This is a genomic window from Zunongwangia sp. HRR-M8 (assembly GCF_027594405.1).
Lineage (GTDB): Bacteria > Bacteroidota > Bacteroidia > Flavobacteriales > Flavobacteriaceae > Zunongwangia.
Map to the genome: position 1 here is coordinate 2,777,690 of NZ_CP115161.1, position 24,012 is coordinate 2,801,701.

General features: G+C 34.2%; 20 protein-coding genes. 8 read left to right on the forward strand and 12 right to left on the reverse strand.

Annotated elements, in window-relative coordinates:
* The first annotated feature begins 58 nt into the window (after positions 1-58).
* A complete protein-coding gene (locus tag PBT89_RS11995; RefSeq protein ID WP_270062113.1) occupies positions 59-262 on the forward strand; it encodes a Lacal_2735 family protein in 204 nt (67 codons plus the stop codon).
* Here the strand turns inward: PBT89_RS11995 and PBT89_RS12000 are convergent.
* From PBT89_RS12000 to prfA, 3 genes are read right to left on the reverse strand one after another with little or no spacing between them, the layout of a single operon-like run.
* Complete coding sequence (locus PBT89_RS12000; RefSeq protein ID WP_270062114.1) at positions 220-1,011, reverse strand: ABC transporter substrate-binding protein; 792 nt, start codon at positions 1,009-1,011, stop codon at positions 220-222. The genes PBT89_RS11995 and PBT89_RS12000 overlap by 43 nt on opposite strands.
* 3 nt (positions 1,012-1,014) lie before the next feature.
* Positions 1,015-1,836, reverse strand: coding sequence for an orotidine-5'-phosphate decarboxylase (gene pyrF / locus PBT89_RS12005; RefSeq protein ID WP_270062115.1), 822 nt, complete (start codon positions 1,834-1,836; stop codon positions 1,015-1,017).
* A gap of 36 nt (positions 1,837-1,872) precedes the next feature.
* Positions 1,873-2,949 carry a peptide chain release factor 1 gene (prfA, locus tag PBT89_RS12010; protein ID WP_270062116.1) on the reverse strand — a complete coding sequence of 359 codons (1,077 nt, stop codon included), beginning with the start codon at positions 2,947-2,949 and terminating at the stop codon, positions 1,873-1,875.
* Between the two features lie 442 nt (positions 2,950-3,391).
* Here prfA and PBT89_RS12015 point away from each other — a divergent pair, with 442 nt between their 5' ends.
* Positions 3,392-4,042, forward strand: coding sequence for an ATP-binding cassette domain-containing protein (locus tag PBT89_RS12015; RefSeq protein WP_270062117.1), 651 nt, complete (start codon positions 3,392-3,394; stop codon positions 4,040-4,042).
* Positions 4,043-4,055: 13 nt separating this feature from the next.
* Here PBT89_RS12015 and PBT89_RS12020 read toward each other — a convergent pair whose 3' ends face one another.
* The 3 genes from PBT89_RS12020 to PBT89_RS12030 form a co-directional block, all read right to left on the reverse strand.
* Positions 4,056-4,745: a hypothetical protein gene (locus tag PBT89_RS12020; RefSeq protein WP_270062118.1), complete on the reverse strand. Its 690-nt coding sequence runs from the start codon at positions 4,743-4,745 to the stop codon at positions 4,056-4,058.
* Positions 4,746-4,865: 120 nt separating this feature from the next.
* Complete coding sequence (locus PBT89_RS12025) at positions 4,866-6,044, reverse strand: AIR synthase related protein (protein WP_270062119.1); 1,179 nt, start codon at positions 6,042-6,044, stop codon at positions 4,866-4,868.
* A 184-nt stretch (positions 6,045-6,228) separates the two neighbouring features.
* Positions 6,229-8,415: a glutamine synthetase III family protein gene (locus PBT89_RS12030; RefSeq protein ID WP_270062120.1), complete on the reverse strand. Its 2,187-nt coding sequence runs from the start codon at positions 8,413-8,415 to the stop codon at positions 6,229-6,231.
* 225 nt (positions 8,416-8,640) lie between these two features.
* On the opposite strand from PBT89_RS12030, the gene PBT89_RS12035 reads away from it, so the two are divergent.
* Positions 8,641-9,651 carry a glutamine synthetase beta-grasp domain-containing protein gene (locus PBT89_RS12035; protein WP_270060644.1) on the forward strand — a complete coding sequence of 337 codons (1,011 nt, stop codon included), beginning with the start codon at positions 8,641-8,643 and terminating at the stop codon, positions 9,649-9,651.
* Between the two features lie 277 nt (positions 9,652-9,928).
* Here the strand turns inward: PBT89_RS12035 and PBT89_RS12040 are convergent, their stop codons facing one another.
* Complete coding sequence (locus tag PBT89_RS12040; protein ID WP_270062121.1) at positions 9,929-10,876, reverse strand: calcium/sodium antiporter; 948 nt, start codon at positions 10,874-10,876, stop codon at positions 9,929-9,931.
* A gap of 113 nt (positions 10,877-10,989) precedes the next feature.
* On the opposite strand from PBT89_RS12040, the gene PBT89_RS12045 reads away from it, so the two are divergent.
* The 4 genes from PBT89_RS12045 (at position 10,990) to PBT89_RS12060 (ending at position 14,926) form a co-directional block, all read left to right on the forward strand.
* Positions 10,990-11,985, forward strand: coding sequence for a carboxypeptidase-like regulatory domain-containing protein (locus PBT89_RS12045; protein WP_270062122.1), 996 nt, complete (start codon positions 10,990-10,992; stop codon positions 11,983-11,985).
* Positions 11,986-12,064: 79 nt separating this feature from the next.
* Complete coding sequence (locus tag PBT89_RS12050; protein WP_270062123.1) at positions 12,065-12,424, forward strand: BlaI/MecI/CopY family transcriptional regulator; 360 nt, start codon at positions 12,065-12,067, stop codon at positions 12,422-12,424.
* Positions 12,425-12,471: 47 nt separating this feature from the next.
* Positions 12,472-14,703: a M56 family metallopeptidase gene (locus PBT89_RS12055; protein ID WP_270062124.1), complete on the forward strand. Its 2,232-nt coding sequence runs from the start codon at positions 12,472-12,474 to the stop codon at positions 14,701-14,703.
* 70 nt (positions 14,704-14,773) lie between these two features.
* The gene (locus PBT89_RS12060; protein ID WP_270060639.1) at positions 14,774-14,926 is read left to right on the forward strand and encodes an SsrA-binding protein; all 153 of its coding nucleotides are present in this window, start codon (positions 14,774-14,776) and stop codon (positions 14,924-14,926) included.
* Here the strand turns inward: PBT89_RS12060 and PBT89_RS12065 are convergent.
* From PBT89_RS12065 to PBT89_RS12075, 3 genes are all read right to left on the reverse strand, one after another.
* Entirely contained in the window at positions 14,923-15,489 is a 567-nt protein-coding gene (locus PBT89_RS12065) for a DNA-binding response regulator (RefSeq protein WP_270062125.1), read from the reverse strand. The genes PBT89_RS12060 and PBT89_RS12065 overlap by 4 nt on opposite strands.
* Positions 15,490-15,563: 74 nt before the next feature.
* Complete coding sequence (locus tag PBT89_RS12070) at positions 15,564-17,591, reverse strand: tetratricopeptide repeat-containing sensor histidine kinase (protein ID WP_270062126.1); 2,028 nt, start codon at positions 17,589-17,591, stop codon at positions 15,564-15,566.
* A 546-nt stretch (positions 17,592-18,137) separates the two neighbouring features.
* Positions 18,138-18,992, reverse strand: coding sequence for a M57 family metalloprotease (locus PBT89_RS12075; RefSeq protein WP_270062127.1), 855 nt, complete (start codon positions 18,990-18,992; stop codon positions 18,138-18,140).
* A 194-nt stretch (positions 18,993-19,186) separates the two neighbouring features.
* Here PBT89_RS12075 and PBT89_RS12080 point away from each other — a divergent pair, with 194 nt between their 5' ends.
* Positions 19,187-20,413, forward strand: a complete 1,227-nt coding sequence (locus PBT89_RS12080) for an MFS transporter (RefSeq protein ID WP_270062128.1) — start codon at positions 19,187-19,189, stop codon at positions 20,411-20,413.
* Positions 20,414-20,479: 66 nt separating this feature from the next.
* Here PBT89_RS12080 and PBT89_RS12085 read toward each other — a convergent pair whose 3' ends face one another.
* Complete coding sequence (locus PBT89_RS12085; RefSeq protein ID WP_270062129.1) at positions 20,480-22,582, reverse strand: protein-disulfide reductase DsbD family protein; 2,103 nt, start codon at positions 22,580-22,582, stop codon at positions 20,480-20,482.
* A gap of 20 nt (positions 22,583-22,602) precedes the next feature.
* Complete coding sequence (locus PBT89_RS12090; protein WP_270062130.1) at positions 22,603-24,009, reverse strand: alpha/beta hydrolase family protein; 1,407 nt, start codon at positions 24,007-24,009, stop codon at positions 22,603-22,605.
* Positions 24,010-24,012 lie beyond the last annotated feature (3 nt).

Consider the following 24,012-nt stretch of genomic DNA (forward strand, 5'->3'; position numbering starts at 1 on the left):
ATAATTCTTAAAACAACCTCCTTGTATCTTTGTGCTATTGATGGAGAAACTTAGGAGAATGTTTAGAATACTTAGACAAAAATCGAAGGAAGAATGCATGTGTGCTAAATACACGCAATTAATGCATAAAGCCTATAAGCTTGCGCTTGTAGATAAAGATCGTAGTGATAAAATAAATGCTAAAGCAAGGAAAATACTACAGGAATTAAGAAGAATGCATTATTTGGAGGTTGAAAATTGGGCTACCGAATCATTAAAATAGTCTATAGCCTTTTCTAATCTAGAGCCATACCAGCTAAAATATTCTCCATCCACTTTTATAGCGTTAAAACCATTATTTTTTAAATCTTCTACGTGATTATCTTTAAAAGTATAAGGTTCGCTAGACAGCAAAAGCAAATCTGATGAGTACGATTCTAACTGTGCTAAACTAACTTCAGGGTATCTCGTTTGTAAGATTTTATTCTCTAGTTTATTAAGTAATAGTAATTCATTTATAAAGGTATCGCTTCCTGCGGCCAAGTAAGGATCTTTCCAAATTAGATATACGCAGGACTCCCATTTTTTATCTTGAAGTTTTTCTGAAAGATTTTTTAATTTATTTGCAATCTTACTCACCAAAGATTCAGCTTCCTTCTCTACATTGAATAGTTCACCATAATCAAGTATTAGTTGAAGCGATTGAGATATACTAGAAACATCAGAAACATGAACAGGAGCAATTTTCTCTAAAGCTGTAACTATTTCTTTTGTATTTTCCTCTTTATTGCAAAGAATTATATCTGGCCGTAGGGCTTTAATCCTATCTAGATGAATTGTTTTTGTGCCCCCAACAATCTTTTTTTCTTTTCGAAGCTCTTTTGGATGAACACAAAACTTAGTGATTCCCTGTAGAGATTCTTTTAAACCAAGGTCTACAATAAGCTCAGTTTGGCTAGGTACCAAAGATATAATACGCTTGGGAGTATCTTTTAAAAATAATTTTCGGCCCAAATGATCGAAAATGACCATTTTTTATTCGAATTTCTTTAATTCTTCAGCCATCTGCTGTTGTAAAATTTCGGCTTTCGCTGCCGCAACTTCAGCAAAATTATTATTGGTAGAGGCGTAAATAATCTTACGTGAGCTGTTAACTAAAAGACCAACATCCTTAGTCATTCCATATTTACAGACATCTTCTAATTTACCGCCTTGAGCCCCAACACCGGGAACAAGAAGGAAACTTTCAGGAATAATTTTTCGTACCTCAGCAAGATATTCAGCTTTAGTTGCACCAATTACGTACATTAAATTTTCTGAATTTTGCCAGGTTTTAGAAGTTTCTAATACTTTCTTGTAAATCTCTGTACCATCTGTTGTTAAAGTCTGAAAATCGAAGGCTCCTTCGTTCGAAGTTAACGCCAATAAAATTGTGTGCTTATCATCAAACTCTAAGAAAGGTTCTACTGAGTCTTTCCCCATATAAGGAGCTACTGTAACAGAATCAAAGCCCATATCCTTCAGAAAAGTCTTTGCATACATTTTAGAAGTATTCCCAATATCACCACGTTTGGCATCAGCGATCGTATAAATCTCTGGATAATTATCATGAAGATATTCGATGGTTTTTTGCAATGCACTCCAGCCTTTTAAGCCGCATGCTTCATAAAATGCGGTATTTGGTTTATAGGCCACGCAAAACCGGTGCGTGGCATCTATAATTGCTTTATTAAAACTAAAAATAGGATCTTCTTCGGAAAGCAAATAAGTTGGAATTTTTTTAAGATCCACATCCAGACCTATACATAAAAATGATTCTTTTTTTCTAATCTGCTCAACTAATTCCTGGGTAGTCATATTTAGTTTTTAAGGACATCACTAAAATGTCGAATATTAAAATATATCTGAGTTCTCTTTAAGCTTCTCTGTATTCTCTACTAATCGAAGTTCGTCAATTATCTTTTGTATATCACCATTTACGATGTTCGATAGATCATAAAGTGTTAGGTTAATACGGTGATCGGTTACACGACCTTGCGGGTAGTTGTAGGTTCTAATTTTTGCACTACGGTCTCCACTGGAAACCATCGAGTTTCTTTTTGCCGCATCGGCTTCCATCTTTTTAGCAAGCTCCATCTCGTATAAACGAGAACGCAATACCCTAAAAGCTTTTTCCTTATTTTTATGCTGAGATTTTTGATCCTGACACTGCGCCACTAAACCTGTTGGTTCGTGCGTTAAACGCACCGCAGAATAGGTGGTGTTTACCGATTGCCCACCAGGCCCAGAAGAACAAAAATAATCTATACGAACATCTTTAGGATCGATTTCTACATCAAACTCTTCAGCTTCAGGTAACACCATCACGGTTGCTGCAGAGGTGTGAACACGCCCCTGAGTCTCGGTTTGCGGCACACGTTGCACACGATGTACACCCGCTTCAAACTTCATGGTTCCGTAAACATCTTCTCCGGTAACTTCAAAGATCATCTCTTTAAAACCGCCACTGGTTCCTTCACTAAAATCCACTATATTATGGCTCCAACCTTTACTTTCTACATATTTAGTATACATTCTATAAAGGTCACCTGCAAAAATACTAGCCTCATCACCACCAGTACCTGCTCTAATTTCAAGAACAACGTTTTTAGCATCTTCAGGATCTTTAGGTACCAGCATCATTCTTATCTTCTCCTCTAAAGCAGGTAGTTCTACTTTAGCTTCCTCTTGCTGAAGTTTTGCCATTTCAGTCATTTCAGGATCGCTCCCGTCTGAAATTATTTCTTCAGCTTCCTTAAGGTTATTGGTAAGTTCAATAAATCTTTCACGCTCATCCATTAGCGCTCTAAGATCTTTATATTCTTTATTTAATTCCACATAACGTTTTTGATCTGAAATAATATCCGGCTGGATAATCAAATCATTTACCTCATCAAAACGTTGCTTAACAATATTCAGCTTCTCTAACATACAATTCTTAAGAATTTAATATAGCAAATTTACAATAATTTGATTGAACTTTTATCTTCTCTAAACTTTACCTGATATTTTTCTTGATTTAAAAAATATGACAGCAAAGCTTTTTTCGTTATTATTTTAAAACCATCATCAATCACCAAACGATTTTCATGTATCACAATTTTATAGTCTTTTTACAGTTTTATCGAAAGTTTTTGATTCCGTCGATACTACTCAATTTTTTAATTTTAGCAATAGGAAATCCGCTATTCGTAATTTTTCTAGATAAAATATTTATCGCATTTATTGTTTATCTTTTATATCGATTTACGTCTATTAAAAAAGAGCTCATCTTTTACTATAATCTTGGTTTTAGCAGATTGCAATTGTTTGTTTTTGCTGTTCTAGCCGACATCTTTCTTCTTAGTCTGTGTGCTGCTATAAGCTTTTTTATATGATTTTTGAAATTGATAACATTGAGTTATATTTTGATGACAAGCCTATTCTTAAAGCGGCTTATATACAGGCCGAAACCGGAAAAATAACCGGATTGTTAGGTCGAAACGGAAGTGGAAAAAGCAGTCTTTTAAAAATTCTCTTTGGAACCTTAAAACCGAAGTCTAAACTGCTTCGTATAGATAAAAAACCTATCCTGAAGCGCTTTTATAAAACCGGAAGAGTTGCCATGCTTCCTCAGTTTCCTTTGCTTCCGCCCACAATTAAAGTAGAAAAAGCCTTTAAAATCTATAATATTGATTTTATCGATTTTTGCAGTGTTTTTCCAGAAATGACTTCTATAAAGCAACAAAAAATACGCGAATTATCTAGCGGGCAGCGAAGAATTATTGAAATCTACCTAGTTTTAAAAAGAGCGGTTGAGATTGTTCTTTTAGACGAACCTTTTGCTCAGCTTTCACCTTTAATGATCGAAAAACTTTCAGCAATAATTCAAAAAGAAAAAAAGCAAAAAGCGATTATAATTACAGATCATCGGTACGAAGCGATATTGGATATTTCAGATAAGATTTATTTCTTTCAGAACAAACAATGCAAAGTGGTAAACTCTAGAACAGATTTAGTGGATTGGGGTTATCTAACAAGTTAACTTTTAGTTAGGATTAAAAGAATTCTAATTTCTCCTTGTAAGTGGTCGTGGCAAATAGTGCTAGAAATCCAGATCCCAAAATATTAAATATTCGATCTGGATAATAAAATTCTGTAAAACCTAAATAATAGGCGATAAAAAAGGAAAGATCAGAAAGGATCATCCATAAAACGGTGCCTAAATAAAATAAACTTTTTTTATTGTTGTATCGATTATTATACGATACCGCAATGATCATCGTAATAATTGTAATACCTGCAAAAATATAGAAAGATAGCTGCTCTAGTTGTTCCTGATCTTGAAGACTCATCATACTTTCCAACTCAAACAATAAGAAACAATTAAGTGCTATTAGAAGAAGCCCAACCAATAACTCGACTTTAGAAATCCGAAATCGCTTTAATTTCACAAATCCAATACTACTAACAGTAACAAAAGCTAAACCTCTACTAACGAAGGCTGCTGTACTGAAAATCGGATTTTCGTAATAGATTACCGAAAAGTCACAAATAGCAAACAATAAAAAAGCCAAAAATAACCTCCAATCGAAAGTTTTTATAAAAACTAACGCAATTAAATAGAATGCAGAAGTAGTAAAACGCATCCACCGCCCAAAATTATCGTCAAAAACTAATAAAGTTGAAATATTTAATATTATCCAAAAAACTATAGATAATGTAATAAACTTTCTATTCTCTTCCATTTATCTGCCTCGTTTGGAGGCAAATATAAAAAAAGCATTAAGATGAAAAAGCTAATAAATTAACGCAATAGCCATTTTTTTTGGCATTCATCTTTATTTTTAGTGTAAAAAATTAAATTATTAGTAATTAAATTCTCCAAATTCACTATTTATGGTAAGTGACTTATTGTTTGAAGCTTCTACCCTTCCAACAATCTGCGCGTCGATATTAAAAGATTTAGAAATTTGAATAATTTCTTCGGCATGTTCGGGCTTAACATAGATCTCCATACGATGTCCCATATTAAATACCTGATACATTTCTTTCCAATCGGTTTTGCTCTCCTGCTGAATTAATTTGAAAAGCGGAGGAACATCAAAAAGATTGTCTTTTATAATATGAAGATTATCTATAAAATGAAGAATTTTGGTTTGCGCACCACCACTGCAATGCACCATACCGTGAATTTCTTTATTGCTGAATTTTGATAATATTTTCTGAATAACAGGAGCATACGTTCTGGTAGGCGATAATACTAATTTACCGGCGTCAAGCGGAGATCCTTCAACCTTATCGGTTAATTTTTTACCACCAGAATATACCAAATCACTTGGAATCGAAGCGTCAAAACTTTCGGGATATTTTTCAGCTAAAATCTTAGCAAAAACGTCGTGACGCGCCGAAGTTAAGCCATTACTGCCCATACCTCCATTATATTCCTTCTCGTAAGTTGCTTGTCCATAAGAAGCTAAACCAACAATCACATCGCCGGGAGCAATATTCTTATTATCGATCACATCACTGCGCTTCATTCTTGCAGTTACCGTAGAATCTACAATAATGGTTCTTACCAAGTCACCAACATCTGCAGTTTCTCCACCGGTAGAATGAATTTCTACCCCAAATTCCTTAAGATCGGCAATTAATTCTTCAGTTCCATTAATAATGGAAGAGATTACTTCGCCAGGTACTAAGCTTTTATTTCTACCTATAGTTGAAGATAACAGAATTTTATTGGTAGCACCCACACAAAGTAAATCGTCAATATTCATAATCAGTGCATCCTGAGCAATACCTTTCCAAACCGAGAGGTCTCCGGTTTCCTTCCAGTACATGTAAGCTAAAGAAGACTTTGTACCTGCACCATCGGCATGCATTATCACACAGTAATCCTCATCACCAGTTAAATAATCGGGAACTATTTTACAAAATGCTTTAGGAAAAAGTCCTTTATCTACATTTTTAATAGCGTTGTGCACATCTTCTTTACCTGCTGAAACACCACGCTGACTATACCTTTTACTTACGTCCTGACTCATGAATTTGGTTTAGGCCTCAAAGATAAACAGTTTTAAATTCTTTAAGAAAGTTTATAAAAAGAAAAAGCTCTGCGTTTTGCAGAGCTTTATCATTAGATTATCTAATCGTATCTAGTAAACCACCTATCGGCGACTACATGGCTAGATACTTATTGCAAGGCCAGCCTTAAAAGTTTATGCTCGATTATCGAGTAAACAATAACTCTCTATATTTAGTAAGTGGCCAAATTTCGTTATCAACCAGCAATTCTAATTTATCGCAATGGTAACGAATTTCATCAAAGAATGGTTTTACTTCGTTACAATAAGATTCTGCCTTCTTCTGTATATCATCGTATTTATTGGCTACTTTTCGAGCTTCGATCATAGCACTAACCTTACTATTAATAACTGCGATATGGTTAGAAACTTTTTCAACAAGGTCTAATTGCTCTTCAGCATATTTTTTAAAATCTTCACCATAGATACTTTTTAGACCGGTAACGTTTTTAATTAGAACATTTTGGTATCTAATTGCCGTTGGGATTACATGATTTCTGGCAATATCACCCAGCACTCTGCCTTCAATCTGGATACGCATTGCGTATTCTTCCAATTCGATTTCGTGACGAGCTTCAATTTCTACCGTGTTCATCACTCCTAATTCCTCATAAAGCTTAATTGCTTTTTTAGATATTTGAGCTTTTAATGCTTCCGGAGTACTTTTATTGTTGCTTAAACCACGCTTTTTGGCTTCTTTCTCCCAGGCTTCTCCATAACCATCTCCTTCAAATCTTATCTTTTTACTTTTCTTTATGTATTCTCTAAGAACGTTGAAGATAGCATCATCCTTCTTCATTTTCTTATCCTTAATAAGCTTATCAACCTCAACTTTAAAGTCTTTTAGTTGTTTGGCCATTATGGCGTTAAGAACTGTCATAGGATTTGCACAGTTGGCGGTAGATCCTACGGCTCTGAATTCAAATTTATTCCCTGTAAATGCAAAAGAAGAAGTACGGTTACGATCGGTATTATCTAAAAGAATTTCTGGAATTTTCCCTACTACATTTAGTTTTAATTCTGTTTTTTCCTGCGGAGATAATTTTCCAGAAGTTACTTTTTCCAGTTCATCAAGTACCGCTGTTAGCTGACTACCAATAAATACTGAAATAATTGCTGGAGGTGCTTCGTTGGCTCCTAAACGGTGATCGTTTGATGCACTGGCAATAGAAGCTCTTAATAACTCTTCGTTATCACAAACTGCTTTGATTGTATTGATGAAGAAGGTTAAAAACTGAAGATTCTTCATAGGAGTTTTCCCAGGAGATAAAAGATTAACGCCAGTATCAGTTCCTAAAGACCAGTTATTATGTTTACCACTACCGTTAATTCCGGCAAATGGTTTTTCGTGCATTAATACTACAAAATGATGACGCTCGGCAACCTTATTCATCACATCCATAATTAATGAATTATGATCTACCGCAAGATTCGCTTCTTCAAAAATAGGAGCTAATTCAAATTGATTAGGAGCAACTTCGTTATGCCTGGTTTTCACTGGAATTCCTAATCGCATACATTCAATTTCCAAATCTCTCATATATGCCAGCACACGAGATGGGATAGATCCAAAATAATGATCGTCCAATTGCTGTCCTTTGGCTGGAGAATGTCCTAGAAGGGTACGCCCTGCTAACTGAATATCTGGTCGCGTAGCTGCTAAAGCAGAATCTACAAGAAAATATTCCTGCTCCCACCCTAAGGTAGCATTTACCTTAGAAACATTTTTATCAAAATATTTTGCAACATCTGTTGCAGCCTGATCTACTGCCTGCAATGCTCTAAGAAGTGGTGTTTTATAATCTAAAGCCTCACCTGTATAAGAAACAAAAACGGTAGGAATACATAAGGTTGTACCCCAAATAAAAGCAGGAGAAGTAGGATCCCATGCGGTATATCCTCGAGCTTCAAAGGTATTTCTTATTCCTCCATTCGGAAAACTGGAAGCATCTGGTTCTTGCTGAACTAAAGATCCACCTCCAAATTTTTCTATCGCTAATCCTTCACCTATAGTTTCAAAAAATGCATCATGCTTCTCTGCAGTTGCTCCAGTTAAAGGCTGAAACCAGTGAGTATAGTGTGTAACTCCTTTATTAATAGACCATTCTTTCATCCCGGCGGATATATGATCGGCCACTGTTCGGTTAATTTTTGCTCCGGTTTTCACAGCATCCATCACATTATTATATGCTTCTTTGGTTAAATACTGCTTCATAACCGACTCATTAAAGACATTACTTCCAAAAATCGCTGAGCGTCTTCCTGGCTCTTCGATATTTACAGATTTTCGGTTAAAGGTTTCTTCTATTGCCTTAAATCTAAGTGTTGACATGTTAAGCTATTATGATTAATAAAATATTACGACCAAATTTAAATATTTCTCATTACAACACCTTGAAAAAGATTAAATATTATACACCCCCTAAAAAATAAGGGCTGTATTTTGTAAATTGAAAATTCTTATCAAATCACCCCTATAAAAATACACTTTTAAATCAAAAAATTATACTTTTGTTAACCTTATACGTTCAATTTTTATAAAAAACCGAATTAGATTATGACCAAATCAAAACTGGAGTATATATGGCTTGATGGTAGTAAGCCAACTCAGAAGTTACGTGGTAAAACTAAAATAGTAACCGATTTTTCTGGAAAATTAGAAGACTGTGAAGTATGGTCTTTTGATGGTTCTTCTACGGGACAAGCTGAAGGAAACTCTTCTGACTGTCTATTAAAGCCGGTATTTATATGTCCAGATCCACAACGTAAAAACGGATTCCTAGTAATGTGCGAAGTACTTAATGCAGATAGTACACCGCACGAAACTAATGGAAGAGCTACCATAGACGATGAGGACGATGATTTCTGGTTTGGATTTGAGCAAGAATATTTCCTTATCGACACTGAAACTGGTAAGCCTCTAGGATTCCCTGCTAATGGATATCCAAGACCACAAGGTCCTTATTATTGTTCTGTTGGCGCTAATAATGCCTATGGTAGAGCGATCGTAGAAGAGCACTTAGATGCTTGTCTTGAAGCTGGACTAAATGTAGAAGGTATTAATGGCGAAGTTGCCGCTGGACAGTGGGAATATCAAATTTTCGCTAAAGGTGCTGCTGCTGCTGGTGACGAAATCTGGGTGGCGAGATACCTTTTAGAAAGAATAGGAGAACAATATGGTGTATCTATCGATCTACATCCAAAACCATTGGGTGATTTAGACTGGAATGGTAGTGGTATGCACGCTAACTTCTCTAATTCAACATTAAGAAATGCTGGAAATCGTGAAACTTACGAGAAAATTTGTGAGGCATTCCGACCAGTTGTAAAAGAACATATCGACGTTTACGGTGCAGATAACCACATGCGTTTAACCGGTAAGCACGAAACTGCTTCTATCCACGACTTTAGCTACGGAATTTCAGACCGTGGAGCATCAATCCGTATTCCAATCGCAACTGTAGAGCGCGGATGGAAAGGATGGTTAGAAGATAGAAGACCATCATCTAATGGTGATCCTTATAAAATTGCAAGCCGTATTATTAAAACGGTTAAAAATGCAGAATAAATAATAGATTTAGGCTAGATTGTAATAATCTTAGATTAGGCGTTTCTTTTAGAAACGCCTTTTTTAATTTTTTTCAATTTATCAAATGCTGAAATAAGACTTTTTTAAACAATTTTTTTCGGAGACAGAAAATTTAGTACAGAGTAACCAAAATCAGCAATCTTATCATAAATCGAAATTAAAACATAAATCAAGATTGATACTTCAGAGGACTAATTTATGACGTCTTATGCTTTTTACTATTATCTAATTTCTACGTTCTATTCTCTATTTTCTATTACTTAAAAATCGTGATATAAAGAAATACTGAATATCCGGTTAAAATAACCAAGCCTTTAATTCTTCCAAATAGGAATTTCTTCGGAATAAGAGCCATAGGAACCAATATAAATGAGAAAGCAATCATCCAATAGATATCATTGGTTAAAACTTCCTGAGATTGCATTACAATTGGTTTTATTAAAGCAGTTATCCCTAAAACTGAAGCAATATTAAAAATATTAGAACCTATCAAATTACCAAAAGATAAGGCTTTCTCCTTTTTTAAGGCGGCTATTACTGATGCAGCAAGCTCGGGAATACTAGTTCCTATCGCGATCATCGTTACTGAAATAATACGCTCACTCACGCCTAGATCTCTAGCAAGCGAAACAGATCCGTCCACTAACAATTCTGATCCCCCATACAGTGCAGCACCACCGATTACTAACCAGATAATAATCTTAAACCAAGAAGTGCTTTTTAAACTATCATCTACCTCTTCTACCACCTCTTCTTTTACTTTTCTACTACGAATAATCAAGAAAAGCAAGTAAATTAATAGTCCCAAAACTAAAGCTCCTCCCTCTAAACGGTCTATATCTTCCCCATTTAATAAAAAGAAAAATAGAGCAAATGAAAAAATCATCATTACCGGCCAATTGAATTTATAGAAATCGCGATCTACGGCAATAGGAGAAATAAGTGCTGTGATTCCTAATACTAATCCAATATTTGCAATGTTGGATCCTATAATATTTCCTAGCGATATATCTGAAAATCCTTCCATGGCTGCCTGTAAGCTCACTAATAATTCTGGTGCTGAAGTCGCAAAAGAAACCACAGTTAACCCGATAACCATTTTTGAGATATTCATTTTGAAAGAAAGAGCGACAGAAGATCGTACTAAAAACTCACCACCTACCACTAATAACACCAACCCAATTAGTATGTAAACAATATCCATAGGACTTTTTTATGCTAATATAACTTAATCTTTAAAGCTATCGCATTAATGAAATAATGAATTAAAAACTAAACAAATAGTTTTAAAACTAATAAAATCGTTATATTTACTATATGAAATATGTTTTATTCTTAAGCCTGTTATTCTCCTTGCAACTTCACGCTCAAGAAGTATATACTGGTAGAATATTAAGCGCAAAAGATTCGACTGCTCTACAAGGAGTTTCCATTTATTTTGATGGCACTAGCTTAGGAACTGTAAGCAATAGTAAAGGATTCTTCAAAATTCAAAACTCGGCTTCTAATATTTCACCATTAATTTTTAGATCTATTGGATATAAAACAAGAACTGTTTCTAATATTTCCGTTTTTAAAGATGAAAATTATCCCATCGTGTTTCTTGAAGAGAGTATGGATGAGCTAGGCACGGTAATATTGGAAACCGATCCTTGGTCTCGCAAGAGGAAGCTTAATTACTTCCGCAGAGAATTTTTGGGCAATACAAAAGCTTCGCTAAAATGCAAAATACTTAATGAAGATGCTATAAAACTTAAATATAGCCCTTCTAAAAACGAACTTATTGCATACGCAGAAGAGCCCATATTAATCAAAAATAATCATTTGGGATATTTTATAGAATATGAGCTTATAGATTTTACCATCAAATTTAGCATTGGTAGTTCTGGCCTTAATTTAATTGAATACACCTTTTACGAGGGAAGCAGTTTCTATAAAGAATTAAAGGAGCAACCTAGAAAACGTCATCTAAAAAATCGCGAAGAAGCTTTTGAAGGTTCACTACTTCAGTTTATGAGATCACTTGCTAAAAAAGAACTTGCCAAAGATGGTTTTAAGATTTTTTATGAGAGATTTCAGGTTCCGGAATATAAATATTTTGATATTCAGCAAGAACATCAATTTACTAAAGTAGTGATGACTAAAGACTCGATTAGCATATTACATAAAAATAATCAATCTGGTCTTGTATATAAAAGTCCGTTTTATATCGACGAATTTGGAAACTTCACTCCTACTCGAGCTTTTAATATTTCTGGCGTAATGGGACAGGCGAGAATGTCTTTATGCTTGCCGCTAAATTACGCGCTTTAAAATAATTACTACTTTTTTAGTTTGAAAACTATTTTTTTCGTTATATTTATCTTCTATATATCTGAAGATAGACAACGACATGGAAAAGTTAACCAATAAAGAAGAAGAAATTATGAGGATCATATGGAAGCTTGAAAAAGCTTTTGTAAAAGAAATTATACCTCATATCAAAGAACAGAAATTGCACTACAATACGGTCTCGACCATTGTAAGGAATCTTGAAGAAAAAAAATATGTTTCCTATAAAGCTTATGGGAAGACGCATCAATACTACCCTATTATTAGCAAAGAAGCCTATAGAAAACAGTTTATGAATATCGCTACTAAACGATTTTTTGACAATAGCTATAAAAGTATGGTTTCCTTTTTTGCGAAAGAAGAAAAAATTAGTGCTGAAGAACTTAGAGAAATTTTAGAAATCATTGAAAATAAAAAATAGCGCTAAGTAATTTATCAATCAAAAAGCGAACACTCAATCATTCCTTTATGCAAGAATTTATATCCCATCTTTTAAAATCTTCAGCATTAATTGCTATTTTCTATTTAGCCTACATTACTCTGCTAAAACAAGAGACTAGTTTTATGCAAAACCGCAAGTTTCTATTAGTAGGTTTGGCGACTTCTTTAGTTTTGCCACTTATCTATCTCACTCAGCAAGAATACATAGAATTACCGTCCACTGAAATACCTTATACAGTTATGAATGCTGACATTCAGCAGGAAAATGTGGTAATTGAAGAACCTACAAATTGGTGGCAAATTGGTTTGTATGTTTATCTATTTGGTGTGTCACTAATGAGCTTACGATTTGGTTTTCAGATCTACAGCCTAAAAAAGATTATTAATTCCGGATTCTTAAAAAAATACAAGAATTTGAAATTAGTTAGAACGAATAAGGATATCAAACCATTTTCCTTCTTTAACAATATTGTTTACAATCCTGAAAAACATCATCAAAAAGACCTAAAACTAATCCTGAAGCATGAGCAAATCCATGCAAAGCAATGGCATTCTTTGGATGTGATCTTCATTTCTGTACTCTGTGTGGTATTCTGGTTTAATCCGTTTATCTGGCTGTACAAAAAAATTATCGTCCAAAATTTAGAATTTCTAGCCGATCAAGATGCAGTAGCAACAATAGTCAGCAAAAAAGAATACCAAAAAGCGCTGGTTATGGCAAGTGTAGGTTTGCAGCCAGCTATGACTAATCAATTTTATCAATCATTCATCAAAAAACGTATTATTATGCTTAACAAATCGAAAAAGAAAAACACCTCGTGGAAGACTATTTTGGTAATTCCATTTTTATGCCTATTCCTTTATAGTTTCAATTTAAAGAAAGAAAGTATAGTGCTTAACACTTCAAAGGATAATAGATCTCAGTATACTGATACAGTAGATAATCCTGAAATAACAGGAATTGGAAGTTATACTGAAACTGAAAAAAATAATACTCAAATATCACCAAAACGATCAATTTCATTTGAGGATTTAGGTGAAGATGCTTTATACATTTTGGACAACCAAAATTATAAAAGAGATGAACTTGAAGGTAAAACAATCGTTTTTAAATCTATCCAAGTGATAGCACCCGAAACTGCACTAAAACAATACGGTGAAAAAGGAAAAGATGGCGCCGTTATACTTTCTAAAACCGAATTTATTGAAGATTTTCAGGAATTTTTGAGAAACCTAGATGAAAAAGATGAAGCAGCTGAACTTCAGGTTCTAAAAATCACTTCAGTCAACAAACCAATGGTTATTACCTTAAAAAATGAAGCAACTTCAGAAACAACAGTCCCAAAAAATGAAGCTTCTTCAGAAAAAAAATCAGAAAAAAATTCTAAGAATTTTAATAAGATTATTTGCTTCTCTGCTAATAACCTGCAAGACACGATACATTTACTTAATGGACAGCTGACTTCGGAAAAAACTCTTAAAAATCTGGAGAAAGGGAAAATTAAGGAAATACTTTATATACCAGGAAATGCAAAAATACAAGCATTATATGGCTCTCGCGCTAGTAATGGGATTAAAGTAATTATTACAAACGAGAAAGGTGTATCTTATAAAAAATCAATTTTAAATTTCACAGGAAATAACCAAGAAATAACCAAAGAAGAACAAACAAAACAAGAATCCGATAATAAAAAGGATACCAAAATTTATTTACTTGGTAATACCAAAGTTAATCGTACTGAAAACGGCTTAGAATTCGCTAATTCGGAATCAGAAAATCAAGCTCTATTTGTTATTAACGAGAAAATCGTTGATTATGAAGAAATCCAGGATCTTAATCCTAAAAATATTTATTCTGTGACTGTTAGCAAGAATGAACATATACCTGAAAAATATAAGGAGGAAGCTACCGAAAATGGTGTAATCGAAATATATACCAAAAACTATAAAGGTAAATTACCTCAAAAATCTACCACCTTCGTATATACCATTCATCCTAATGAAACAGATGAAGCCATTCAAAACATGGTCAAAACGATCCAAGAAAAGTATAATCTTGAAATTAATATTAAAAAATTAAAGCGCGATGATTCAGGAATGATTAGTAGTGTAAAGATCAAAGCCAGACATAAGGGTTCTTCTTTCTGGAATGTTACGTATAGCGAGTCTAGTAGTGATACGATTGATGAGTTTTATATGATTATGGATACAAAAAAAGATGATTTCAAGATTACCAGTGAGAAACCTAAAAAAATATAGACAATCTTAAAACAGCTTCTTTTTCATTGAACGTCAATATTTTAATATCTTTGATATAAACTGACTAAAAATGAAAAAGAAGTTTTTTAAATCTTTGGCAAAACTCAACAAAAAAGTCTTACCAAGTTATTCTAAGAAAGAATTGGATTTAGCCAAAGCTACAAAACTGCAAATGGCCATTATTGGATGGAAGACTTGGGTTACTAAAAATTCCTTAGATTAAAGAAACCCATATTCTTCAGCTTTCTCTAAAATTAATTTATCGCCAGATTCTTCTATTTCAAAAAGCTTCCTAATATTTCTTTTTCTTTTTTCGATGGCAGCTAAGGATAGCGGAATGTAATCTACCAAATTCTTTGTTTTTGTTCCTTTAGAGAGGTAGTATAAAATCTTCCGATCATTTTCATCTAAAGTGATATCTCGTGTCATTTGTTTTCTAAATAATTCACGCACCGTCTTACTGTAAAAAGGAATTCCGTTGCTAATCGATAAAATTGCAGCACAAAGTTCTGTAGAACCTACATCGCTTTTAATCATAAAAGCTTCAGGATTTATACTTTTTAGAATATTTTGAAGTCTATATTTCTCATTGAACATCGTAAGCACAACCAACTTAGAATGAGGTGTAATTTCGCGAAATTTCACCCCTAGATCTTCTCCGGAAATTATTCTGCCATCCTTAGAAGCTGGAATTTTAATATCCAAAATAATTATATCGAAAACTTTCTCGGCTTTATTCACTTGTTCTAAAGCTGCATCTGCATCGCTAGCGGTTTGTATAAGCATGTCTTGCTTGCAGGATTGTAATGTACTTTTTTAACCCTCTATAATTATGGGATGATCATCTACAATCAATACTTTTAAGCGGTTAGCCATATTTTATGATTTTGATTAATAGGTATCTGTATACTTATCGCAGTTCCTTCTTCACTAGTCTTGAAGTTTATTTTACCATTTAGATTATTAATCCTGGATTTCATATTCTTTAATCCTATTCCTTTTGAGTTGGCATCAATATCAAAGCCTTTTCCGTCGTCTTTGATCATTGCAAAAAGATGAGTATCCTGTTTTCTAAAAACTACAATAACTTTCTTGGCCTGAGCATATTTTGTAATATTATAAGTAGACTCTTGCAGAACCCTAAAAAGATTAATTTTGATTTTACTACTTATCTTATCCCATTCGATATTGGGATCATTATTTAAAACAGCTTCAAATTTACCTAAAGTAGACTGTTCATTCAATAGCTCGTTTAACATGCTTATAAATCCAGAACGTGAATCAAAAATATTAGCATCCAAATCATGAGATATACTGCGAACCTCTTCGCCTAGCATTTTCAATTCAGCGATGTAGTTTGATCTGGTTTCAACCGAATCTACATCAACTTTATCATTTAAAATACTCAATATTAATCGAATACCGAAAATCTTCCCTAAAATCCCATCATGCAATTCAGCAGCAATACGTATCTTTTCTTTTTGACGACCTTCCTCTAATTTATTTTGCTGGTCTATAAGTAAATTATAGATTTCTTCATTAGATTGTTGTTGCAGTTTTTCTAATTTCAACTGCCTATTTTTAATCTTTTGATGCCGTACTACAAATCCTAGTATTACGATAATCAGCAAAAATCCAGCACCTAATATTATCCATTTTCGCTGTGCATTTAAATATTTGTTCTGCTCGATAAATTCATCGGTCTCGTAACGTATTCTTGCAAATTGATTACGGGCGGCTCGCTCTTCCCTCTCCAAGCTATCTTTTAGATAAATATATCGCTCAAGGTGTTCATAACTGTTAGCTTTATCCAAACGCGCTTCTAATCTTAAAGATTCCATTAGCCCTTGCATATGCTCTCGTCGCTGTGCTAATTTTTTACTCTTTTCTGCATATTTCAAAGCTTTACTTTTATCTATATTTTCATAATATTCAGCCAGATGAATACTAGAAAAAATAGCGCCATCTTCATCACCAATTGATTCCCTTAGTTGCAAGGCTTTATAGAAGTCTTTAGGAATATGTTCTTTTTTACCAATTTTAAATTCAGCAAACGCCCGATTATCGATAATCTTAGCATAAACCTGAGGTTCTTTATTTTCTAATTCTGAAAATTCTAAAGCTTCAGCATAGGCATTTAGAGCATCATCAAATCTCCCCATATTTTCATATAGAACACCAATATTGTTTAAAGTTGAAGCTTTTTGATAAATATTATTTCCTAAGTCCTTTTGAATTTCGTAGGCTTTCCTGTGGTATTCTAATGAATTTTCGAAATCATTCATTTGATTATACGCAACTGCAAGATTATTATAACATCTATAAACATATTCTTTTGCATCCAGAGGCTTTAAAACTTTTAAAGCCTTAACCGTGGTTACTTCGCTCCCCACATAATCTTTAATATCAGATTGAAGAATCGCCATGTTTATCAGCAATCTCCCTCCCAATACTGGCTTGTCGTTTTTTAAATAAAGTTCACTTGCCTCTTGATAGGCGTCGTAACTTTGGCGATATCCACCAATTTCTGAATAGAAATATCCACGATCCCAAAAAGCCCCGGCAAGCCCCAAACTATCGTTTAGCCGTGTTGCATAAGCTATAGCCTTGGAATTGGCTTCTAAAAATAAAGCCGAATCTATCGAAGCTGCGTAATAAGAAGCATGCAGGTAATTTTTCTTTTTAAGCGTATCATCATTAAGTTTTGAAGTCTGATTTAAATATGTTTTCAGTTTCTCCTTTCTAACTTCTAGATCTATAGAATCCAGCTTAAAATCATCTGAAATTTCGATAACTTCTTTAGAAAATGACTCATCCTGTGACTGGTATAGATCACAGGATGAAAGCATTAAGACTAATAGTAAAAGTAATAAATAATTCTTCTTCAATATTCAGTTGTTTAGATGCCCAAACTCTGAACTTAGAAATAGTAATTACGTCTCGTATTGAAATATGTAGAATTGGGCATCGATCAATTTAAGAATTTAATCATACATTTCTCAAATTAATTTTAGTTTAGAAGATTAATCTTGCTCGTCCTCTTCAGGCAGATCTCTTCTTTCCTGTTCGTTCTCCTCTCGTCCAGAAGAATCGGCATAAGTATCGATATCTATTATTTAAGATTCTTCAAATGTTTCGGCATTAGATACAGGCAAGGCTTCCGGTTCGCAAGAATAGTTACTGCCATTAAAGTTCCTAAAATTAAAAGTGTAAATAAATTTTTCATGGATGATTGTATAAAGTATTATTAAAAAAGTGAAGACATTCTCTCACAAAAAGATATACTTGTTAGAGACGAAAAGGATAAATAAGATCACCCGGCAATTAGGCCTTAAAGCCATATTGATAAGTAGATTTGGGATTTCTAAGAAAATTATCTCGCCGGATGAAATAGTTGGGCTAACTACATTAAAATAATAATGTAACTTTTGAGCTTAGTCGTATAACTCTTCTAAAGCGATCTTGTCGTAATAACCAAAATTGCCGCTTTCATTCGCGCTAAAGCATGCTAGCATCACAGAATTAGCATCGTATCCTTTAGGCGTATTAGGAATATGTACGGCTCCATCTGGATTGGCCGATTCACCACTTTGGCCGCAGCTCTGTCTAGAAAACCAATCGGTATGACGTAATCCTAAAGTGTGTCCAATTTCGTGAGTGATTACATGTTCGTTGGTTGCAGTACTATAACTTTCCATTCCTGAGAAAATCTGTACAAATTTGTATGGATCACCGCCTGATGGGAAACCGGCTACTCCGCCAGCCTGTCCATTGCTAGTTTTATAAACAACAATGTCTGACGAGCTATAATTAACACCAAAACTAACATTGAATGTTAGACCAATATTTAAGTCGTTGTAATTCGCTACAGCTCTTTCTAATGCGTCTTGCATTTTGTCGGAAAGATTTTGCCCATAGCCAGTACCCGTATAACCAATTACATTAATCGTTCTGGGACTAGTAACCAAATTGTTAGTACGATACTGCTTACTGGTAATATCTGCGGTACTTAGCTTATCTAATTGATCGGCAGAAATTGCGATATCATTTTCAATTAAATAAGTGGTTTCAGTAGCTCCTCCAGGTAAAGTAAGCTCGAATGTTTCAATATAATCTGAATTGAAATGTAAATTGCTCACCTTTTCTATTACCTCTTTAGGAATTTGTGATGAAGTTGGAGCCTCATTATTCAGCAATTCCTGAGTCTCTGGTGATGTTTCATCTTTTTGACAGGAAGTAAAAAGCAGTCCTGTTGCTGCCAAAACGAGTGGTAGTTTGTTTAAATTCATTTAAGTAGGTTTTAAATTATATCTCAAATTTAACCTACTAGTTTCCAAATATTTGAAATTAAACCGTAGAATAAGTAAGGGAAAACCGTAATATAAAATTCTCCAGTTTATACTAAAACTGAAAGAAAAAGCGCCAATTCTCGACTACACTTCAAAAATTTATAAATTCCCTACCAAGCCAACTTTTCTAACTAATGCACCTACGACAAGCCTCTGAAAAACGAAAACAAATTGCAACGATAATCACCTTTTTTACCATTCCACTTTCTGGGTTTATGACAGATATTTATTTACCGTCATTTCCATCGATGGCAGAGAATTTATCGGTTTCAGAAAAAAGTATTCAGCTTACCCTTACTTGCTTCTTTCTAAGTTATGGTTTTGCGCAGTTGTTTGTAGGAAGTTTATTAGACAGTCTTGGGCGATATAAACCTGTATTATTTTCCCTAATTGCACTATTTATCAGTAGCCTTGCCATTACATGGACAGATCAAGTTTGGGCTATTTGCTTTTGGCGAATCGTACAGGGATTAGGAACCTCGTTTATCGTGGTCGCAAAACGAGCTTATTTTGTCGATCTCTATGATGAAGTAAAACGAAAACATTTCTTAAGCTTTTTCACCATCGTATGGTCCTGTGGACCGATAATCGCTCCTTTTCTTGGTGGTTATCTGGAAAGCTTGTTTGATTGGCAGGCAAATTTTTACTTTTTAGCGATATATGCGGCAATTCTATTTTTTGCTGAATTAATTTTTAGCGGAGAAACGATTAGAAATGTCAAGAAATTTAATCTGAAGAAAACCTCAATGCTTTACGCCGTAATGCTGAAGAATGAAGCTTTTGTTTTAGGAATCTTGATTTTGGGATTAGCTTATTCAACCGTGATGGTATTTAACATCGCTGGCCCGTTTGTGGTAGAACATCATTTTGGATTTGATGCGGTGACTACGGGGTATTGTACGCTAATATTAGGCATATCCTGGATGATTGGCGGAATTTTAAGTAAGACCTTTGCTAACCAAAATTTCCCTCAGAAATTACGAATTTCAGGTTTCGCGCAAATAGTGCTTTTAATCGTGTTTATCGCCGCAGCAACACGATTAGATCATCTTTACCTTCTAGTCGCTTTCGCTTTTGTGATCCATATTGTTTCAGGGTTTATTTTCACTAATTACTTTACCCAAAACATGATTTATTTCCCTAGCAATGCCGGTATCGCTGGCGGACTTATTGGTGGATTGCTTTATATCATTACATCAATCTCTAGTTTCGTAATATCTTCTTCAGGTGAAATCGCCACTACTTTCGATATGTCGCTACGTTACCTTGGCGTTGGGATTCCGTTAGTTTTGGTTATTTTTTACTCAGCTTTTCTAATTCTGAAAAACAATAGAAGAAAACTGAAATTGCAAAAATCTTAAATTAAAAAGGGATCGAAGCTTAAAAGCAACGATCCCTTTTTTTAATATCTAAAATCGATTATTCTTTTATTTATAATTCTTTAAACCTTCTTGTAACCATCCCAAATAAGATTCTATATCTGGATCATAGGCCGTTGGTTTATTTAAGTTGTTCCCCTCATTATCGATCAACACATAATAAGGTTGAGCATTAGCTTTATAATTTTTTATCTGGAAATCACTCCATTTATTTCCTATAGTTTCAATTTCCTTACCTGTAGTTTCAGAAACATATTTTTCTTCTTCAGGCAATTCTTTTTTGTCATCAACATATAGCGAAATTAGTACCACATCGTTTTTAAGGACTTGGCTAACCTGAGGATCTGGCCAAACGCGTTCTTCCATTTTACGACAATTAACGCAAGCGTAACCTGTAAAATCTAACATCACCGGTTTGTTCTGACTTTTAGCATAAGCCATTCCTTCTTCATAATCCTTAAACATAACGATATCTAAAGGACCAAGCTCGGCATTTGGAGGAAGTTCTTCGGCTGGACCACTAACACTTCCTTTGCTATTTCCTACACCGTACGGAGATTCGCTATACTGCATTGGTGGAGGGAAACCACTAATCCATTGCAATGGAGCACCCCAAAGCCCCGGAATTAGATAAACTACAAAAGCTAATGTCAATAATCCTAAAGTTAATCTTCCTACGGAGATATGTGGTAAAGGACTATCATGTGGCAATGTAATTTTCCCGAATAAGTATAATGCAAGTCCGGCAAATACTGCAATCCAGATCGCTAAAAATGTTTCTCGTTCTAACAAATGAAGTTGCAAAACCAAATCGGCATTACTTAAAAATTTAAACGCTAGTGCAAGCTCTAAAAATCCTAATACTACTTTTACTGTATTTAGCCATCCACCAGATTTTGGAAGCGAATTTAACCACCCTGGGAATGCTGCGAATAAAGCAAATGGCAATGCTATTGCAGTTGAAAAGCCAAGCATTCCTACAATAGGTGCAATACCTCCTTTAGATGCTGCTTCTACAAGTAAAGTACCTACGATAGGTCCTGTACAGGAGAAAGAAACAATAGCTAATGCCAACGCCATAAAAAATATACCTACAATCCCACCACGATCGGCTTGAGAATCAATTTTATTAGCCCAAGAATTTGGTAACATGATCTCGAAAGCTCCCAAAAATGAAAAAGCAAAAAAGATCAATAAAATAAAGAATATCACATTGAACCATACATTTGTAGACAAGGCATTAAGCGCATCTGCGCCAAAAATACCGGTTACTACAGAGCCCAAAATCACATAAATCACGATAATAAATAGCCCATAAAAAATGGCATTTTTAATTCCGGAAGCACGACTTTTACTTTGTTTGGTAAAAAAGCTTACCGTCATAGGAATCATAGGGAAAACACATGGGGTAAGTAAAGCAGCAAAACCACCTAAAAAACTTAGTATAAAAATGGACCAAAGACTTTCTGAACTCTCGCTTTCTTCAATTTCATCATCATTTTTAGTGATATCTTTTTTAACATCTGCATCACTATCATCAGTTTTGGAAACAGCATCAACCATATCTCCAGAAACCTGCGGACTAATATCTTCTTCAACGGATTCTTTATCTTGTTCTACAGATTTTTCAGACTCGGTTACATCTTCTTTGTTATCGGGTTCTTCCTCTAAATCTGTAGCGGGAGCAACTTCCGAATTATTCAGTTTAGAGAACTTGAATACTACATTTTTCTGTGTAGGTGGCAAACAACTTTCGTCGTTACAAACCATAAATTCTACCGAAGCGTTTATTTGAAAAGCATCTTGAGACTTGCGTTCTATAATTTGCTTAAAAGTTGCTTCATCTGAAAAATATTTAATTTCCATTTCAAAAATAGGATCATCTATAACATGACCTGCTGGCTCTACAACTTTGCCTTTTAGAGCATAGCTATCATTAGATAAAAACTGAAATGAAGTAGGAATAGGACCACCAGAAGGTACGTCTTGCGAATATAAATGCCAACCGGGTTCTATCGTTGCATTGATGATTAAGGCGTACTGATTTTCGTTTACTTTTTCAACAGCAGTTTCAAAAGATACAGGATCATAAATTTGAGCCTGTGAGAATGTTGAAAAAAATAGAAGGATACTGGCAATAACTAGTTTCATTGAAGACTATTTAATTGTAATTACTTTGTTTGATAAACGCTAAGTATCCACTTGGTGATATCTGCAAGAACTTCAGGAGCGAATACTTCTTCAAGCTCGCTTTGTTCTGAAGTAGTACAGCTATGACAGTGTTGATACATATGGTTTAGGTTTGGATAGATTTTCGATGCAAAATTAGTGGATTTTGAAAGATATTTCCGGAATCCGGCGATATTTTCTTCGGCAGGAACCTGCACATCCTCAGCTCCATTTAAAACCATTACAGGAATTTCAATTTTAGGCAAATATTCTTTAGGATTATAACGAATCATGTATTGATATGCATCTTTTTTTGCTTCCTTGTGAAATCTATAGATCAAATTTTTTTCTCGTCCATCGGCCAATCCCATACTTTGTAGTAAATCTCCATCTTTATCCTGCATCCAATTATTTACCGCCTGTTCTAACTTCAGTTTTAAATTATCTGCTTCATGATGATTATAAACCGTTTTGAATAAAGAATTATAAAGTTCCATGTAATGATCTACCAAGGAGTCTTCAATATTCATAGATTTTAAAATCGCTGTGTTCTGGAGATCCAAAATTTTTAATCCTGTAACTCCCACACCAGAGAGACTCAGCATAAACTTAAATTCTTTATCTTTAGAAGCTGCTATAGAAGCCACTACCCCACCTTCACTATGTCCTATTATTCCCATAAAGGAGTGATCTATATTTTCCTGAGATTTTATAAACGATTTTGCGGCTTCAAGATCCAATACAAAATCTTCAATTGTTGCATTCTCAAAATCGCCAGTAGTTTCTCCAATTCCACGATCGTCCATTCTAAAAGAAGCTATGCCTTTTTTGGCCAAAGCATCCGCCAGCACGGTAAAAAACTGATGCCCTGCATAGGTGTAATTTCTATCTTGCTGTCCACTTCCATTCAGCAAAAAAACTAATGGATAATGATTTGTATGTTTAGGTAATACTAAAGTTCCACCATAAGTTATATCTGTTTTCTCACTATAAAATGTTACTTCTTTATTAATATAAGGCAATTTTCCTTTGGGATGCTGCGGAAAAATAAGCGGCTGTAAACTATCGGTTTTAATGAAATTTACTGGATGAATCCCAGTATAATCAATATAGTTAGCAACTAAAGAATCCTGGCTTAAATCACCCAATATCGTCTTGATTGTGAGACTGATATTATAATTTTGGTTCACTAAGAATAAAGAATCCCCCTTCTTTTCTTGTTGAAGGGGGAGTTTTTTATACATATGCTCTGGACTACTTAAAAAAATTGAGTCTGAGCCATCTGAAATTGTTACTTTTTCTAATAAAAGCCTTTTTGAATTATACTGCCCTTGCCATAGTTGTTGAGAATGGCCAAAAGCTGAAATACAAAAAATTGAAAAAACTACAAGTTGCTTTACTTTAAGCATTAG